The sequence below is a fragment of the Streptomyces sp. CRN 30 genome, from assembly GCF_034105845.1.
On the sequence record NZ_JAVRHI010000097.1, the window covers coordinates 1 to 17,162 of the forward strand.

Below are 17,162 nucleotides of genomic sequence, written 5' to 3' on the forward strand. Positions count from 1 at the left end.
TGCACGCACTCTCGCCGCACCGGGCCCAGACCCGAGTACATCCAGTACGAGGGTCTGGGCCCGGCACGGCGAGAGCACGCACCTGACGCCGCCCGGCCCGCCCTTCGGGCGGACGACGGGACTTTCGCAACAGGCCCTAGACGCGCGTCCGCGCGCACCGGCACCGGTCCGTCGCCGGCTGCCGGCGTACCGGACCGAGAGGCGTCCTCCTCGCCACGAGATCGCCTTTCGGCCCCGTACGTCAGAGCTGGGTGCACCCCATGTCAATTCGAGTACAAGCCCGTTGAACTGCGGCCCCACGCCGAAGAAGCTCATAGGCAGTATCCGGTGCCCTGACTTTCGCACGGGCCGGCAGAGCACGAGGCGCACGTGGCCACACGGGCGGAGAGCAGGAAAGAGTCATGACGCCGACACCGGCCGACCCCATCGAACCGCCGGCGCAGCAACTGTCCCGGCTGACCGAGCGGGCGGCGATATCGGACCTCATCGACCGCTACACCGTGATCCTCGACGACCAGGACCGGAACGGATTCGACGCGACCTGGCCGCGGTCCTTCTTCTCCGAGGACTGCCGGCTCGACTTCCCCATCGGCACACACCGCGGCCTCGAGGGCCTTGCGGAGTTCCACCACCGGGCCAAGCAGGAATTCACGGCCACCCACCACCTCAGCTCCAACCACCTGATCCGGCTCGACGGCGACCGCGCCGACGTCCGCTTCCAGATGATCGCCGTCCACCTCCACCCGCAGGCCGTCCGCGATCGGGCTCCCACCGACCCCGGGGCGCTGTTCAGGATCGGCGGCTACTACGAGGGCGAGACCGTGCGCACCCCGGACGGGTGGCGGTTCTCGCGCTGGACCTTCCACGTGGTGTGGACCGACGGGGTGTCGCCGGCCGAACTCCCGTGACCCGCCCCGACCGTACGACCACGAAGGAGCCCACCGCGATGCTCACCCCCGACCCACCGTCCGCGCAGGCCGTCAGAGACTGCCAGGCAGCGCTCAACAGCCTGCACTCCACCGTCTACTTCACCCCGGACCTCGCCAAGGCGCTCACGGGGTACGGCGTCACCGACGACATGGGCGGCTACCTCGTGGGCAGGGCCGCGCCCCTCGGCACCGTCGGCCCCGGCCTGGTCACCGCCCTGTTCTACAGTTTCGAGCACGGCATGGTCGCGAGGCACCTCCCCGGCGCCTGGGAACGCATCACGCCCGCGCAGGCATGGGAGGAGCGGCTGCGTGCCGCCGACGCCACCCTGCATCAGGCGCTGGGCGCCGGGAACCTCACGGGACAGCCGGTGCGCGAGGCGGCGCGGCTCGCCCTGACCGCCGTGGCCGGGGGCCGCCGCGAGGCACGGCCGATGTTCGCCGCCCTCGCCGACCTGCCCGTCCCGCAGGAGCCGCACCTGGCGCTCTGGTACGCGGCCACCCTGCTGCGCGAGCACCGCGGTGACAGCCACATCGGCGCACTCGCCGCCGCCGGACTCGACGGCCTCGAGGCCCTCGTCTCCCACTGCGCGAGCGCCGCCGGCATGCCGCGCGAGATGGTGATGACCAAGCGCGGCTGGACCGCACAGGACTGGAGCGCGGCCGAGGACCGGCTGCGCGGCCGCGGACTCCTGACCGCGGACGGCGCCCTCACCGGCCGCGGCGAGGAGATGCGCGCCGCCCTGGAGGACGAGACCGACCTCAGGGACCGGGCCCCGTACGAGCACCTCGGTGCGCGGGGCGTGGCCCGGCTGACCGAGCTCTGCGAGGGCTTCACCCGCTCGGCGGCGGCGGCCGGGATCTTCCCTGCGGCGCTGGCGGACTTCTTCGTGCCCGGCGGCGGGCCGACGCCGGGGAAGGACCCCGCATGATCCGCGGACGACAACTGGCCCTGTGGTCGGCGCTCACCACCGCCGTGCTGTTCTTCTGCACGGTGCAGGCCCCGGCGGTGGACGCCGCCGACCGCGCCCCGGCCGTGTCCGCTGCGGCCGTGGACGGCCGCACGCTGCGGATGACCACGGGGCCGGGCGGCGCGCTCGGCGCCCCGGACCGCGCGGCTGCGGGCCCGGTCACCTTCGAGGTCACCACCACCGACCCGGACGGCGCCTGGATCGGCCTGGCGCGGCCGCACCGGGACGTCACCTGGAACACCTTCCGCTCGGCGCTGCGGCGCACGGTCGGCACCCACGGCCCCGACATCGTCGCGGGCTCCGCCGACCTGCACGCCGCGGCCGCCCTGCTCGGCGGCACGGTGGTGCACCCCGGCGCCGGTGCCTCCTTCACCCAGCGACTGCGGCCGGGAACCCACTGGCTGTTCGACTACGCCCGCCTCGACGATCCGACGGCGACGCCGCACGTCCTGCGCGTCGACGGACCCGAGGGGGGCGAAGCACCCACGCCCACCGCGATGCTCACCGCCCGGCCGACCGGCGACGGGCCGCGCTTCACCCTTCGCGGCACCCCCGCCGAAGGGCAGCCGCTGCGCTTCACCAACGCCATGCCGACGGGACAGCCCGCGGAGGCGGTCTTCTTCCGCCTCGACGACGGCGTCACCGATCGCACCCTGAAGACCTGGTTCGACTCCTTCGGCGACCACGGCCAGTTCCCCGGCACCCCGGCACCCTTCGACCTGAGCCGGGGCACCGGGAGCCTGCCGGTGCACGCCGGCGCCGCCACGGTGCTGCGGCTGCCGCTGCGCCAGGGACGGTACGTCGTCGTCGACTGGATGAAGAGCGCGCGGGACGGACGGAGCCTCGCCGGGCAGGGCCAGTACGCCGTGGTCGAGGTCACCGGCCCGGCTCCCTGAGCCCCGGCGCCGATCCCGGCCCGTCCTCCCCGACCCCCGAGCCCCGGCCGCCGAGCCCCGCCGACGGCCCGCCGTACCAGCGAACCACCCGACTCCCTGACAGTAAGGACACGTTCATGACCATGACGGCCCCGCCCCGCGCCGGCCGACGCGAGTGGATCGGCCTCGTGGTACTGGCACTGCCCACAGTGCTGCTCTCCATGGATCTCACCGTTCTCCACCTGGCGGTCCCGAGCATCAGCAGCGAACTGCGGCCCAGTGGCCCCGAACTGCTGTGGATCACCGACATCTACGGGTTCACGCTCGCCGGGTTCCTCATCACCATGGGAACCCTCGGCGACCGAGTGGGCCGCCGGCGGCTGCTGCTGATCGGCGCCGTCGCCTTCACCGCGGCCTCCGTTCTCGCCGCCCTGTCCACCGGCCCCGGCATGCTGATCGCGACCCGTGCGCTGCTGGGCGTCGCCGCCTCCACGCTGATGCCATCGACGCTGTCGCTGATCCGCAACATGTTCCTCGACGCACGCCAGCGCTCGGTCGCGGTCGGCGTCTGGATGACCAGCTTCATGGTCGGAGCGATGCTCGGCCCGCCCGTCGGCGGTCTGCTGCTCGAATGGTTCTGGTGGGGCTCGGTGTTCCTGCTCGCCCTGCCGGTGATGGCGCTGCTGCTGGTGATCGGCCCGATCGTGCTGCCCGAGTACCGCAACGAGGACGCCGGCCGGCTCGACCTGCCCAGCGCCCTGCTGTCGCTGCTCGCCGTCCTGAGCGTGGTCTACGCCGTCAAGACCGTCGCATCGCACGGTTTCACCGCCGCGGCCCTCGTCTCCCTGGCCGCCGGAATCGCGCTCGGCGTGACCTTCGTACGCCGTCAGAAGCGACTGGCGGAACCGCTGCTCGACCTCGGCCTGTTCCGCAACCGCACCTTCGCCACCGCGCTGACGGCCATGACCGTCTGCTCCCTGGTCATGATGGGCAGCAACCTCTTCGTCGCCCAGTACCTCCAGCTGGTGCTCGGTCTGACGCCGCTGAAGGCCGGACTGTGGATGATCCCGAGCACCCTCGCGTCGATCACCGCCGTCATGGTCGTGCAACGCCTCGTGCAGCGGTACCGGCCGGCCCTGCTGATGAGCGTCTCCTTCGTCGTCGCCGCGCTCGGCTTCGCCGTCATCACCCGCGTCGAGGGTCCCGACTCCCTCGGCACGGTGCTCACCGGCACCTGCGTCTTCGCCTTCGGGCTTGCCGCGCCCGGTGTGCTGAGCGCGGACATCCTGGTCGGCTCGGGCCCGCCGGAGCGGGCCGGTGAGGTGTCCGCGATCCAGGAGACCAGCACGGAACTCGGCGGCGCCTTCGGCCTGGCCGTCCTCGGCAGCGTCTTCAACGCCGCCTACCGCGCCGGCGTCGCCGACACCGTTCCCGCCGCCACTCCGGAAGCGGCCGCCTCGGCGGCGCGCGACACCCTGGGAGGCGCGGTGGACGCCGCGTCCCGGGCACCGGACCAGCCGTGGACGGAAGGCCTCCTCGACGTGACCCGGTCCGCCTTCGTCGACGCCTTCCACACCACGGCCCTGGTGTCCATCGCCGTGGTGCTGCTCACCGCCGCCCTCGTCGCCTCCGTGCTGCGCAGGACCGGCGGCCGGAAGACGGCGCACTGACGTCCGTCCCCCGGTGAACCGCACGACCCGCACCGATCCGTGCGGAGCGCCACCCGCGTCCGGCGGCCCGCCTCCCGCGATGCGCGCCCGGCGAGCGGATGCTCCCCCGCCCGTCCCCCGCCGTGGGGCCGGCGCGCACAACGACCAGGTCCCGATGTCCGGAGGACTCATGATCAACGTATTCCAGCCCAGCCTCGGCGACCAGGAACTGGCCGCGATATCCCAGGTGTTCGCCGACAACTGGCTGGGCCACGGGCCACGCACCAGGAAGTTCGAGGAGGAGTTCGCCGGGCATCTCGGGGTCGCCCCCGAGCAGATCCTGTTCATCAACTCGGCGACCGCCGGTCTCTTCCTCGCCACCGAGCTCCTCGGACTGAGCGCGGCCGACGACGTGGTCCTGCCTTCGATGAGCTTCGTGGCCGCCGCCAACGCCGTCGCCGCCAGCGGCGCCCGCCCGGTGTTCTGCGACGTCGACGAGCGCACCCTGAACCCCACGGTCGCCCACGTCGAAGCCGCCCTCACCCCGCGCACGAAGGCCGTGCTGATCCTGCACTACGGCGGCTACCCCGGCGACGTCGAGGCCATCGCCGCCCTCTGCCGCGAACGCGGCGTCACCCTGATCGAGGACGCCGCCTGCGCGGTCGCCTCCCGGGCCGGCGGGCAGGCCTGCGGAACCTTCGGCGACATCGCCATGTGGAGCTTCGACTCGATGAAGGTGCTCGTCACCGGCGACGGCGGCATGCTGTACGTCAAGGATCCCGAACTCGCCCGCAGGGCAGGGCAGCTCGCCTACCACGGGCTCGAGCAGTCCAGCGGGTTCAACGCCGCCAAGGTGTCCCACCGCTGGTGGGAGCTGAACGTGCAGAACTACGGCCGCCGCGTGATCGGCAACGACGTCACCGCGGCCATCGGCTCCGTACAGCTGGGCCGCCTCGCCGGCTTCGTCGACCGGCGCCGCGGCATCGCCGAGACCTACGACCGGCTCCTCGCCGGCGCGGACGGCATCGTGCTCCCCCCGCCGCTGCCCGAGGGCCACGAGTCCTCGTACTACTTCTACTGGGTGCAACTGGACCCCGCGATCCGCGACCAGGTCGCCGCGGACCTCCTCGACCAGGGCGTCTACACCACCCTGCGCTACCCGCCGCTGCACAAGGTGCCCGCCTACCGTGCGGGCGGCGAGGTCCTGCCCGGTACCGACATCTGCTCCGAGAACACCCTGCTGCTGCCGCTGCACCAGGGCCTGGACGACGGGGAGGTGCACACCGTGGCGGCGGCCCTGCGGACCTCGGTCGAGCGCCGCACCGTCGACACCGGACGCTGAGCCGTGCGCATCACGGAAACGAGGGTGCCCGGGGCGTACCGGATCGCCCCCGACCTGATCACCGATGTGCGCGGCACCTTCCACGAGGGCCTGCGCACCGACCTCCTGGAGCAGGCCACCGGCCGCCCCTTCGTCCCGCGGCAGATCAACTACTCCGTCTCGCGGCGCAACACGCTGCGCGGCATCCACAGTGTCACCGTCCCGCCGGCCCAGGCCAAATTCGTCACCTGCGTCCGTGGCGCGCTGCGCGACATCATCGTCGACCTGCGCATCGGATCCCCCACCTACGGCGTGTACGACACCAACGTCCTGGACGCCGATTCGGGGCTCTCCGTGCTCGTACCCGAAGGCGTCGGGCACGGCTTCCTCACCCTCACCGACGACGCCTGTATCTGCTACGTGCTGTCCAGCGCACACGTACCGGGCACCCAGGTCGACATCAACCCCTTCGACCCCGAACTCGCCCTGCCCTGGGGTGCGGACGAGCCACCGCTGCTGTCCGAGAAGGACGCGGGCGCCCCCACCGCGGCCGAGGCCGCGGCGTCCGGGCTGCTCGCCACCTGGGACGAAGCCCTCGCCGCAGCGGCAGCCGCCGCGGCACCGCCGCCCTGACCACCGGCACAGCCGAAGAAGGAGCACCGATGCGCGTCCTGTTCGCCACAGTGCCGGCGCCGGCCCACGTCTACCCCCTCGTCCCCCTGGCGTGGGCGCTGCGCGCCGCGGGCCACGAGGTCGTCGTGGCCAGCCACCCCGACGTCGCGGACACCGTCACCGCGGCGGGACTGACCGCGGTGTCGCTGGGGGAGCGGAACTTCCTCACGTCCGAGGTCCCGCCGGCCCGGGCGGCCGTCCTCGACCGCATCACCGACGAGCTGGAACTGGGCCCCGACGAAACCGACTTCCGCACCGCGATACGCCACTTCATGCTGGAGACCTTCGGCCTCTACCACCCCGGCCGGACGCCGGATCCCGGTTCCTTCACCGACGAACTCGTCGGCTTCGCCACCGCCTGGCGGCCGGACCTGGTCATCTGGGACCCGCTGTGCTTCCCCGCCGCCGTGGCGGCCCGCGCCGCCGGGGCGGCGCACGCCCGGATACTGCACGCCTTCGACCACTTCGGGTGGGCACGGCAGCGCTCCACCGAGCGGGCGGCCACCGACCGGATGGCCGACCTGATGCGGCCCACCCTCGACCGGTACGGCATCGCCTTCGGCGAGGACCTGCTCGTCGGCCAGTGGACCCTCGACCTCAAACCGCCGCGCACCCGGCTCCCGGTACGCGTCGACTCCCGTCCGCTGCGCCGTATCCCGTACAACGACGAAGCGCCGCTGCCCCGCTGGCTGCACGCGCGCCGCCCCGGCCGCCCCCGGGTGTGCCTCACCCTCGGCGTGAGCCGCCGCGACTTCTTCGCAGGCGGCGACGAACACCCCGTGGCGGAGTTCTTCGACCTGGCCGCCGGCCTCGACCTGGAACTCGTCGCCACCCTGGACGCCGGCCAGCTGGCCTCCGTCGACACCGTGCCCGACAACGTCCGCGTCCTCGACTACGTCCCGCTGACCGCGCTCCTGCCGACCTGCTCCGCCGTCGTCCACCACGGCGGCGCCGGCACCCTCGCCGTCGCCACCGCACACCGGGTGCCGCAGCTGATCATCCCCGCGGTGGGCGGCGCGGACCGTGCGGAGACCGGGCAGTACGTCGCCTCGACGGGAGCGGGCCTCGTCCTCACCGGCACGCAGGCCACACCCGAGGTGCTGCGCGACAGCCTGCTGCGCCTGCTGACCGAACCCGGCTTCCAGGAAGGCGCCGGCCGGCTGCACCAGGAGTGGCTCGACACCCCGAGCCCGGCCGCGACGGTGCCACTCCTGGAGGAACTCACCGCACAGCACCGCACCGGAACCCTTCCCCCCGCACCGGCCCGCGGATGAACGTCCTCGTGCTGGGCGGAACGGGCTTCCTCGGTCTGCACGTCTGCCGGACCCTGGCGGAGGCGGGTGCATCGGTGCTCCAGGTGTCCAGGACCGCGCGCAGCGACCCCGCACCGGCACAGCCCGGACGCATCACCCCCATGGACCACGACCTCGCGGGCGGCGGCCGGCCCGCACTCGCCCGACTGCTCGCCGACGCCGACGCCGACGTCGTCGTCAACGCCTACGGCATGGCCTGGAGCGGCACCCCGGCCCAGATGAGCGAGGCCAACGCCCGCTGGGTCGGCGACCTCGTGGACGTCATGACCGCACTGCCCCGCCGGCCCCGGCTCGTCCAGATCGGCACCGTCCACGAGTACGGGGCGATGCCGGTGGGCACCGCCGCGGCCGAGGAGCACCCCGCCCGGCCCGTCACCGCCTACGGCCGCACCAAACTGCTCGGCACCCGGACGGTGCTGCGCGCCGCCGCCGACGGCCTGGACGCCACGGTGTTGCGCATCACCAACGCCTGCGGCCCCGGCGCGCCACGGGCCAGCCTCCTCGGCTCGGTCGCCCACCACCTCGTCGACGCCGCCGAACGGCACGCGGACGGCGAACCGCCCGAACCCCTGGTGTTCCCCTCGCTGAGCGCCGGACGGGACTTCGTCGACGTACGGGACGCCGCGGAGGCCGCCCTGGCGGCGGCCCGCGCCCCGCACGGCGTCGCCACCGGCCGCGTCGTCAACATCGGCGGCGGGCGCGCCGCACCGGTGCGTGAGGCCGTCGCGCGGCTCGTCGCCCTCAGCGCCGTCCCCGTACCGGTGAGCGAGGACGAACCCGGCGCGGCAGCCGGCCCCACCCGGGCCGAATGGCAGCAGGTCGACATCTCCCTGGCCGCGGGGCTGCTCGGTTGGCGGCCCCGCCGCGACCTCGACACCTCGCTCAACGACCAGCTGACCGAACTGCGGCGCGACGCAGGACAGAGAGAAGGACCGGACCGATGCGTGTGATGCTCACCGTCTCCGACTGGACCACGCACTGGCTGCCCATGGTGGCGCAGTGCTGGGCGCTGCAGGCCGCCGGCCACGAGGTCCGCGTCGTGTGCGCGGCGGACCAGGAACAGGCCGTCACACGCGCGGGGCTCACCCCGGTCCCGGTCCTCGAGGGGGGCGACCAGGCCGTCAAGGTCCGCACGTACAACCATGCCCGTGCCCTCGAGGGCCGTTGGCCCTTCCCCGAGCCGCCGCCGCATCCCGTGACCGGTGCGCCGATGGCGTCCCCGGCCGACTTCGACGCCACGGCCTGGATGGAGGAGAACTGGGAGCGGCTGCTCGGCATGGCCCGGCGCAGCGCCGACGCGGCGGTCTCCTTCGCCCGCTGGTGGCGGCCCCACCTGATCCTGCACGACCTCGTCAGCATCGAGGGCCCGCTCGTCGGCCGCGCGCTGGGCATTCCGGCCGCGCTGCACCTGTGGGGTCCCACGGGCCCCGACGACCGGGTCCCGGGTGCACCGCCCGGCGTGGGGTTCGTCCCCCTGGACGTCTACGGCCTCTTCGAACGCTACGGCGCCGGCACGATGGACGCGGACGTCCACGACCTGGTGATCGACCCCTCGCCGCCCAGCCTCGCCCCACCGCTGCGCCGGGCACACCGCCTTCCGGTGCGGCACGTGCCGTACAACGGGCCCGGTGCCATGCCGTCCTGGCTCCGCGAACGGCCCGACCGGCCCCGCGTGGGCGTGGTCTGGGGCACCTCGGTGACCAGGATGTTCGGACCCTCCTCGTTCGCGGTGCCCCGGGTGGTCGAGGCCCTGGCCGGGCTCGACGTGGACGTGGTCCTCACCGTCACCGGCGAGGACCTCGACAGCCTCGGTCCGCTGCCGCCCCGTGTGCGGGCGGTCGCGCACCTGCCGCTACGGCTGCTGCTCGCCGACTGCGACCTCGTGGTCCACCACGGCGGCGCCGGCTGCGTCATGACGGCACTCGCCGCGGGCGTGGTGCAACTCGCCCTGCCCAACGCCCTGGACCAGGAACTCATCGGCGACCGGCTGGCGCAGGCGGGCGGGGCCCGCGCCCTGCACAACGCCGTCGCGACACCGGCGGCCATCCGCGGCGCCGCCACCGACCTGCTGCAGAACCCTGCCGCGCGGGCGGTGGCAGCGAGGCTGCGCACCGAGATGGAGCAGGCCCCCACCCCCGCCGCACTGGTGGGTCTACTGGAGGAACACGCACATGGACATCGTGGGTAACGGATTCCTCGCCCGGAACCTGCGGGCGCTGTCCTCCCGGCACCCGGACACCGTGGTCCTCGCCGCCGGGGTCTCCTGGGCCCAGGGCACCGCGCGGGCCGACTTCGACCGGGAGGAACGGCTCCTCGGCGAGGTGGTGGCCGACTGCCGCGCCTCCGGACGCCGACTGCTGTTCTTCTCCAGCGCCTCGACCGGCGTCTACGGCAAGGTCCGTGGCCCCGGCCGCGAGGACGGCCCGGTGACCCCGTGCACGCCGTACGGCGCGCACAAGATCGCCCTGGAGGAGCGCCTGCGCGCCTCCGGCGCCGACCACCTGATCCTCCGCCTGGGGCACCTGGTGGGCCGCGACCAGCCTCCGCACCAGCTGCTGCCGCTCCTCGTCCGGCAGATGCGGGCCGGCAGCGTACGGGTGCACCGCGGCGCCGTCCGCGACCTCGTCCATGTCGACGACGTCGTCGAGATCATCGACCGGCTGCTCGGCCAAGGGCTGCGCGCCGAGACCGTCAACGTGGCCTCGGGCGAGGCCGTGCCGGTGGAACACATCGTCGACCACCTCGAGGCGCGGCTCGGCCTGTCGGTCCGGCGTGAGTACCAGGACGTCGACGCGCACCACATCATCTCCACCGAGAAACTCCGCGCTCTCGTCCCCGAGGTGACCCGGATGGGCTTCGGACCCGCCTACTTCCGCCGGGTCCTGGACAGCTTCGTCGACCACCAGCTCGCCACCGCCCCGACCGGGGTCCCGGCGCCCGAGGAGACCTGATGCGCGCCCTGATCGTCAGCACGCCCGTACCGACCCACTTCATGCCGCTGGTTCCGCTGGGCTGGGCGCTGCGGGCGGCCGGCCACGACGTCCTCGTGGCCGGACAGCCGGACATCATGGCCGCGGTGCGTTCCGCAGGCCTGGGCGGCGTGAGCGTGGGGGAGTGGTTCCGGGTCGGCGAGCGGATGCGCGGCGCCCTGAAGGACGGGGAACGCGCCATCGACGCCTTCGGCCGCCCCGCACCCGTGACGACCTTCCCGGAGCTCTGGGCGGACCACAGCGACAGCGTGCTGCCCGGCTACCTCCGGCTCGCCCGCGACTTCCGCCCGGACGTCGTCGTCTCCGACGCGATCGAGTGCAACGCGCTGATCCTCGGTGGAGTGCTCGGCATCCCGGTGGTGCAGTACCGGTGGGGTGTCGACCCCCTGTCGGGCCCGCTGCGCGCCGCGGCCCGCACCGCGCTCCGGAGCCGCTGCGAGCGCCTCGGCCTGGACGGGCTGCCCGCCCCGGCCCTGCTGCTCGACCCGTGCCCGCCCGGCCTCCAGCTCCCCGGCGCGGAACCGGGAACGCCCATCCGCTACGTGCCGTACAACGGCGGCGGAACCGCTCCGGCCGGCCTCGACCGGGCGCCTCGGGACGGCCTGCGGCGCGTCGTGGTGTCCCTCGGCGTCCGGACCCTCGCGCTGGGCGGGGTCCCGCACGTCCGGCGCATCCTGCACGCCTTCGCCGGCCTCGACGGCACCGAGGCGCTGGTGACCGTCGAGGAACGCTACCGGGACGAGATCGGGCCGGTGCCCGACCAGGTGCGCATGATCGGGCCGACACCCCTGAACCTGCTGCTGCCCCACTGTGCCGCGGTGGTCCACCACGGCGGCTCCGGCACCGCGATGACCGCCACGTCCTTCGGTCTGCCGCAGCTGGTGCTGCCGCAGCTGGCCGACCAGTTCGCGCACGGCGACCAGCTGTCGGCGGCCGGCGCGGCCGTCAGCCTCGACACGGCATCCGACCAGGACGACCCGGAGCTCCTGGCCGCCTCGCTGAAGACCCTGCTGACCGAGGACACCCTGCGCGACGGCGCCCGGGAACTCGCCCGGCTCATGGCGCGGATGCCCTCGCCCACCGACGTCGCTGCAGACCTGGCCCGGCTGGTGTGACCCCGTCCCGTTCCCACGTACAGGAGAGACCCTTGCGCGTCCTCTTCGCCGTCTTCCCGTCGGCCGCACACCTGCATCCGGTCGTCCCGCTGGCCCGTGCGCTGCAGAGCGCGGGCCACGAGGTCCGCGTCGCCATGCACCCCGACATGGCGGGCACCGTCACCGCCACGGGGCTCACCGTCCTGCCCGTCGGTACCCCCGACGACCTGCGGCCCGTGGTGGACCTCAGCCGCCACCCCGAGCGACTCGACCGGCTCACCGCCAACCTCGCCCTGGACACCGAGGCGCCCGGCGACTGGCGGGAGAAGTGGCGGCAGGTGTGCAACGTGCTGTCGCTCTACCCGGCTGTCCTCGACGATCTCGTCGCCCTCGCCCGCGGCTGGCGCCCCGACCTCGTCGTCTGGGACACCTTCTGCCTGCCGGGGGCGATCGCGGCACATCTCACCGGTGCCACCCACGTCCGCTACCTGTGGGGCCAGGACAACATCGGCTGGCTGCGGCAGCGGTCCCGCGCCGCCCCGGACGCCGACGACCCGCTGCCCGCGCTCATGGAACCGCTGCTCGCCCCGTACGGTCTGGACTTCCGCGAGGAGTTCCTGCTCGGCCAGTTCACCCTCGACCTGATGCCGCCGGGCATGGCGCTCCCGCTCGACGTGCGCCGCATCCCCGTCCGGCGGGTGCCCTACAACGGAGTGGGCCCCCGCCCCGCGTGGCTGCGGGAGCGTCCCGACCGGCCGCGGGTGTGCTTCACGCTGGGCCTCGGCGGCCGCGGCCGGCAGTTCTTCCGGGAGACCGGGGTCGCGCTGCCCGACCTGCTGGACGCGGTCGCCGACCTGGACGTCGAGCTGGTCGCCACCCTCGACGACGGCCAGGTGGCCGAGCTGCCCGCCATCCCGCCCCACGTGCGCACGAGCGGTTACGTCCCGCTCGACCAGGTGCTGCCGACCTGCGCCGCGGTCGTCCACCACGGCGGCGGCGGAACCTTTGCGACGGCCGTGGCCCACGAGGTCCCGCAGCTCGTCGTCCCGCTGCCGTTCTGGGCCGAACTGGCCACCGCCCGTCACGTCCGCCGACGGGGCGCCGGGATCCTGCGGTCGACCGCCGAGTTCACCCCCTGTACGTTCCGCGAGGACCTGCGGCGACTGCTGCACGAGGAGACCTTCCGCCGCGGCGCCGCCGCGCTGCACGAGGAGTCGCTCACGTCACCCGCACCGGGCGACGTCGTACCGGTCCTGGAGCGGCTGGCCACGCGGCCGGCCCACGCCTGACCCACCGTCACCGGAGCAGGTGCCCGCACCAGCCCCCGTACAAGGAGGATCACCGATGCGCGTTCTGCTCGTGGCGTTCCCGCTGAGAGCACACGTCTACGACCTGGTACCGCTCGCCTGGGCGCTGCAGAGCGCGGGCCACGAGGTCGACGTCGTCAGCCAGTCCGGCATGACGGACGACGACGTGGCGGACCTGATCAGGTCCGCCGGACTGCCCGCGACGGCGCTGGGGGACAGGGCGGACCTGGCCCCGCTGACCGCGGCCCGCCGCGCCGGGCGGACGCCCGAACTGGCCCCCGACGCGCTGGCCGTGGACGAGGCGGCCGCCGACGGCGACACCACCGGCTGGAAGTGGAACCGGCACTGCATGGCCACCCAGTTCGCCATGACCTACCCCCTCGACGGCCTCCCCGCCGGCCATCGCCCCTATGTCGACCACCTCGTCGACCACGCCCGCGCGTTCCGACCCGACCTGGTCGTCTGGGACACCCTGTGCTTCCCGGCCGCGATCGCCGCCCGCGAGGTGGGCGCCGCGCACGCCCGGTTCCTGTGGGGCCGGGACCACGTCGGCTGGCTCAGAGCACGGTCCCGGCAGGAGCAGCGGCGGGCGGCGGACCGAGGCGCCCCGCCGGAGACCGACCCGCTGACGGCGTGGCTGGAGCCGCTCCTGGAACGCTACGGCCACACGTTCGAGGAGGAGTTCCTCCTCGGGCAGTGGAGCATCGACCTCACGCCGGAGCCGATGGCCCTGCCCGTGGACCACCCGCGGGTGCCCGTCCGCCGCCTCCCGTACAACGGCGCGGCGGCGCCTCCCGCGTGGCTGCGCGAGGCGCCCGGACGGCCCAGGGTGTGCCTGTCCCTCGGGGTGACGGCCCGGCTGCGGCCGCACCGGGGCACCGCGGACGGCGGGGTGGCGGTGGCCGATCTGCTCGCCGAACTCGGCGGCCTGGACATCGAGATCGTCGCCACCCTCTCCCCGGAGCAGCTCGCCTCCGCGGGCAGCCTGCCGGACAACGTCCGCCTCGTCGAGTACGTCCCGCTCGATCTGCTGCTGCCCACCTGCTCGGCGATCGTCCACCACGGCGGGGCGGGCACCTTCGCCGCCGCGGCGGCGCACCGGGTGCCGCAACTGATCGTCCCCGTTCCCAGGTGGGACGAGCCGGCCCTGGCCCGCCACGTGGCGGACCGCGGCGCCGGACTCACCCTCGACGCCGCGGACCTGACGCCCGTGTCGATGCGGCGGGCGCTCACCCGGTTGCTCGGGGACGACGGCTTCTGGGAGGGCGCCGCGGCCCTCCACGAGGAGCTGCTGTCCGTCCCCAGCCCCCGCGACACCGTCCCGGTCCTCAAGGCGCTGACCGAGCGGCACCGGACCGGATTCCGACGCCCGCACGGAGGGAGCCGAACCGCCGCTTGACTTGAACCTGAGTTCAACTACGAAGCTTCACGTGTTGCCGAGAGATCACGTCACCCCCTTGAGGAGAGAGAAATGCCGGAGAAGCCGCTCCGCCTTGTCATCGTCGTCGGAAGCGTCCGCGAAGGACGCTTCTGCCTGCCCGTGTCCACCTGGTTCGCCGAGGAGGCACGGCAGTTCGGCCGGTTCGAGGTCGACGTCCTGGACCTTGCCGAGCTCTCCCTGCCGATGGTGATGCCGGACTTCGGCGGTCAGCCGGATGCCGCGACGGCCGCCGTCCAGGACGAGATCGCCGGGCGCCTGGCCGCGGCCGACGCGTTCGTCCTCGTCACCCCCGAGTACAACCACAGTTACCCCGCCGCGCTGAAGAACGTCCTGGACTGGTTCCGGGCCGAATGGGGCGCCAAGGCCTTCGGCCTGGTCTCCTACGGCGGGCAGGGCGGCGGCATCCGGGCCGCCGAGCACCTGCGGCAGGTCGTCGCCGAACTGCACTCGGTCACCGTGCGGGACGCGATGAGCTTCCACAACGCCTGGGACCTCTTCGACGAGCAGGGCGGGACCACCGACGAGGGCGAGGCCGCCGCAGCCGCCAAGCGGATGCTGACCCAGCTCGACTGGTGGGCCACGGTGCTGCGCGAGGGCCGAGACAGCCGCCCGTACCCGGGCTAGACCGGTGGCCTCTTGGGGGAGGCCACGACCCTCTCCTCCGGACCGGGCCGGTCCGGAGGGCAGGCGGCCGAGGGGCGTCCCCGAGGCCTTCGCGTCACTCGCGAAGGCCTCGGGGACGCCCCTCGGCCATGGCCACTGCGGGAACCGGCCGCATCGCGACACCCGGCTCTCGCGCAGCGGCCTCGTCAGGAGCTGAGCCGGGCGGGCCCCGCCCCGCGCCGGCCGTAGACGTCCTCCGGGTTGGTCAGCGCGCACTGCTTCAGCGACAGACAGCCGCAGCCGATGCAGTTGCTGAGCTCGTCCCGCAGCTCCTCCAGCCGCTTGATGCGCTTGTTGAGGTCCTCCTGCCAGCAGTGGGACACCATGGCCCAGTCCTCCTCGGTGGGCGTCCGGTTCTCCGGCAGCAACTCGAGGACCCCCCGAATGGTCTCGAGCGCGATACCCACACGCTGCGAGGCCCGGATGAAAGCGACACGCCTGAGCGTGTCCCGGCTGTAACGGCGCTGATTCCCCGTGGTCCTCCGGCTGACGATCAGCCCGTGCCGTTCGTAATACCGCAGCGCCGAGGTGGCGACCCCGCTGCGCTCGGCCAATTCGCCGACAGTGAGTTCTTGCGCTTTCCAGGAAACGGAGGCCATGGGCTCACGGTAACCGACTGACAAGCGCCCGTGCCGCTCCGTGGCCGCCCGACGAGGCGGCCACGGGGTGTTCCGGTACGGGCGCGGAGCGCGTGCCGGTGATCCGGCCGCACGCGCATTTCCAGACACGGTGAGGAGAACTCGTCCATGAAGGCACTGGTGTTGTCCGGTGGGTCCGGCACACGATTGCGGCCGTTCAGCTACTCCATGCCAAAACAACTCATACCGATCGCCAACAAGCCCGTCCTCGAGTACGTGCTGGAGGACGTCAAGGCGCTGGGTGTCACCGAGATCGGCATCATCGTCGGCAGTTGGGCCCCCCAGATCGAGGAGGCCATCGGCGACGGCTCCCGGCTCGGCGTGCGGGTCACCTACATCCCGCAGGACGCGCCGCTCGGCCTCGCCCACTGCGTCACCCTGGCGAAGCCGTTCCTGGGCGACGACGACTTCGTGATGTACCTCGGCGACAACATGCTGCCCGAGGGCACCGCCGACATCGCCGGGGAGTTCCGTGCCGGCCGGCCCGCCGCCCAGATCGTGGTGCACAAGGTGGCCGACCCGCGTGCTCTGGGGGTGGCCGAACTGGACACCGAGGGCCGGGTCACCCGCCTGGTGGAGAAACCGGAGGAGCCCAAGAGCGACCTCGCCCTGATCGGCGTGTACTTCTTCACCTCCGAGATCCACCGGGCCGTCGCGTCCATCAGCCCGAGCGCCCGCGGCGAACTGGAGATCACCGACGCGATCCAGTGGCTCCTCGACGACGGAGCGGAGATCAAGGCCAGCGAGTACCAGGGGTACTGGAAGGACACGGGCCGCACCGACGATGTCCTGGAGTGCAACCGCTACCTCCTCGGCAGCCTGCGCCCCGCCGTCCTCGGCGAGTGCGACGACGCCAGCCGGCTGATCGGCGAGGTGCGCATCGAGGCCGGAGCCCGCGTGGTGCGCTCCCGCATCGAAGGACCGGCCGTCGTCGGCGCCGGCAGCGTCGTCGAGGACTCCCACATCGGCCCGGACACCGCGATCGGCCAGGGCTGCACCCTGCGCGACACCCGCATCCGTGACTCCATCGTCCTCGACGGAGCGACGATCTCCGGGGTCCCCGGCATCCAGGGGTCGATCATCGGCCGCAACGCGACCGTCGGCGCCGGAGCCCACGTCGACACCTATCACCGCCTGGTGGTGGGCGACCACACCCGGATCGAGGTGGCTGCCTAATGCTGTTGTCAAGCCACGAGATGAAGCGGCGGCCGGACTTCGTAGGGGGTGCGGTCGCGGAGGATGGCGTGGAGGACGCCGGCTTTGCGGCGGGCGAGTGCGATGAGGGCCTGATGGTGGCGCTTG

At 73.2% G+C, this 17,162-nt stretch carries 16 protein-coding genes; 15 read left to right on the plus strand and 1 reads right to left on the minus strand.

The features are described from left to right. Positions 1-401 precede the first annotated feature (401 nt). From UW392_RS09265 to UW392_RS09330, 14 genes are all read left to right on the plus strand, one after another. Positions 402-908, plus strand: a complete 507-nt coding sequence (locus UW392_RS09265) for a nuclear transport factor 2 family protein (protein WP_320774417.1) — start codon at positions 402-404, stop codon at positions 906-908. Between the two features lie 38 nt (positions 909-946). After that, positions 947-1,858 (plus strand): SCO6745 family protein, encoded by a 912-nt coding sequence (locus UW392_RS09270; protein ID WP_320774418.1) that lies wholly within the window; start codon positions 947-949, stop codon positions 1,856-1,858. Continuing rightward, positions 1,855-2,793 (plus strand): hypothetical protein, encoded by a 939-nt coding sequence (locus tag UW392_RS09275; RefSeq protein WP_320774419.1) that lies wholly within the window; start codon positions 1,855-1,857, stop codon positions 2,791-2,793. The genes UW392_RS09270 and UW392_RS09275 overlap by 4 nt, the downstream gene beginning before the upstream one ends. A 116-nt stretch (positions 2,794-2,909) precedes the next feature. Further along, positions 2,910-4,442, plus strand: a complete 1,533-nt coding sequence (locus UW392_RS09280) for an MFS transporter (protein ID WP_320774420.1) — start codon at positions 2,910-2,912, stop codon at positions 4,440-4,442. Between the two features lie 169 nt (positions 4,443-4,611). After that, positions 4,612-5,763: a DegT/DnrJ/EryC1/StrS family aminotransferase gene (locus UW392_RS09285; RefSeq protein WP_320774421.1), complete on the plus strand. Its 1,152-nt coding sequence runs from the start codon at positions 4,612-4,614 to the stop codon at positions 5,761-5,763. A gap of 3 nt (positions 5,764-5,766) precedes the next feature. Then, positions 5,767-6,375 (plus strand): dTDP-4-dehydrorhamnose 3,5-epimerase family protein, encoded by a 609-nt coding sequence (locus UW392_RS09290; RefSeq protein ID WP_320774422.1) that lies wholly within the window; start codon positions 5,767-5,769, stop codon positions 6,373-6,375. Positions 6,376-6,404: 29 nt separating this feature from the next. Then, positions 6,405-7,688 (plus strand): nucleotide disphospho-sugar-binding domain-containing protein, encoded by a 1,284-nt coding sequence (locus UW392_RS09295; RefSeq protein ID WP_320774423.1) that lies wholly within the window; start codon positions 6,405-6,407, stop codon positions 7,686-7,688. Beyond that, entirely contained in the window at positions 7,685-8,677 is a 993-nt protein-coding gene (locus tag UW392_RS09300) for an NAD(P)-dependent oxidoreductase (RefSeq protein WP_320774424.1), read from the plus strand. The genes UW392_RS09295 and UW392_RS09300 overlap by 4 nt, the downstream gene beginning before the upstream one ends. After that, a complete protein-coding gene (locus UW392_RS09305) occupies positions 8,668-9,915 on the plus strand; it encodes a nucleotide disphospho-sugar-binding domain-containing protein (RefSeq protein WP_320774425.1) in 1,248 nt (415 codons plus the stop codon). The genes UW392_RS09300 and UW392_RS09305 overlap by 10 nt, the downstream gene beginning before the upstream one ends. Then, on the plus strand, positions 9,899-10,678 hold the full coding sequence (locus UW392_RS09310) for an NAD-dependent epimerase/dehydratase family protein (protein WP_320774426.1): 780 nt from the start codon (positions 9,899-9,901) through the stop codon (positions 10,676-10,678). The genes UW392_RS09305 and UW392_RS09310 overlap by 17 nt, the downstream gene beginning before the upstream one ends. Continuing rightward, positions 10,678-11,832, plus strand: coding sequence for a nucleotide disphospho-sugar-binding domain-containing protein (locus UW392_RS09315; protein WP_320774427.1), 1,155 nt, complete (start codon positions 10,678-10,680; stop codon positions 11,830-11,832). Before UW392_RS09310 ends, UW392_RS09315 begins: the two co-directional genes overlap by 1 nt. Before the next feature lie 32 nt (positions 11,833-11,864). Then, the gene (locus UW392_RS09320) at positions 11,865-13,100 is read left to right on the plus strand and encodes a nucleotide disphospho-sugar-binding domain-containing protein (RefSeq protein WP_320774428.1); all 1,236 of its coding nucleotides are present in this window, start codon (positions 11,865-11,867) and stop codon (positions 13,098-13,100) included. Between the two features lie 55 nt (positions 13,101-13,155). Beyond that, positions 13,156-14,517 carry a nucleotide disphospho-sugar-binding domain-containing protein gene (locus UW392_RS09325; RefSeq protein ID WP_320774429.1) on the plus strand — a complete coding sequence of 454 codons (1,362 nt, stop codon included), beginning with the start codon at positions 13,156-13,158 and terminating at the stop codon, positions 14,515-14,517. Between the two features lie 72 nt (positions 14,518-14,589). Further along, positions 14,590-15,183 (plus strand): NAD(P)H-dependent oxidoreductase, encoded by a 594-nt coding sequence (locus UW392_RS09330; protein WP_320774430.1) that lies wholly within the window; start codon positions 14,590-14,592, stop codon positions 15,181-15,183. A 185-nt stretch (positions 15,184-15,368) separates the two neighbouring features. Here UW392_RS09330 and soxR read toward each other — a convergent pair whose 3' ends face one another. After that, positions 15,369-15,821, minus strand: coding sequence for a redox-sensitive transcriptional activator SoxR (gene soxR / locus UW392_RS09335; RefSeq protein WP_320774431.1), 453 nt, complete (start codon positions 15,819-15,821; stop codon positions 15,369-15,371). Between the two features lie 147 nt (positions 15,822-15,968). Here soxR and UW392_RS09340 point away from each other — a divergent pair, with 147 nt between their 5' ends. Continuing rightward, positions 15,969-17,036 carry a glucose-1-phosphate thymidylyltransferase gene (locus UW392_RS09340; RefSeq protein WP_320774432.1) on the plus strand — a complete coding sequence of 356 codons (1,068 nt, stop codon included), beginning with the start codon at positions 15,969-15,971 and terminating at the stop codon, positions 17,034-17,036. Positions 17,037-17,162: the final 126 nt, after the last annotated feature.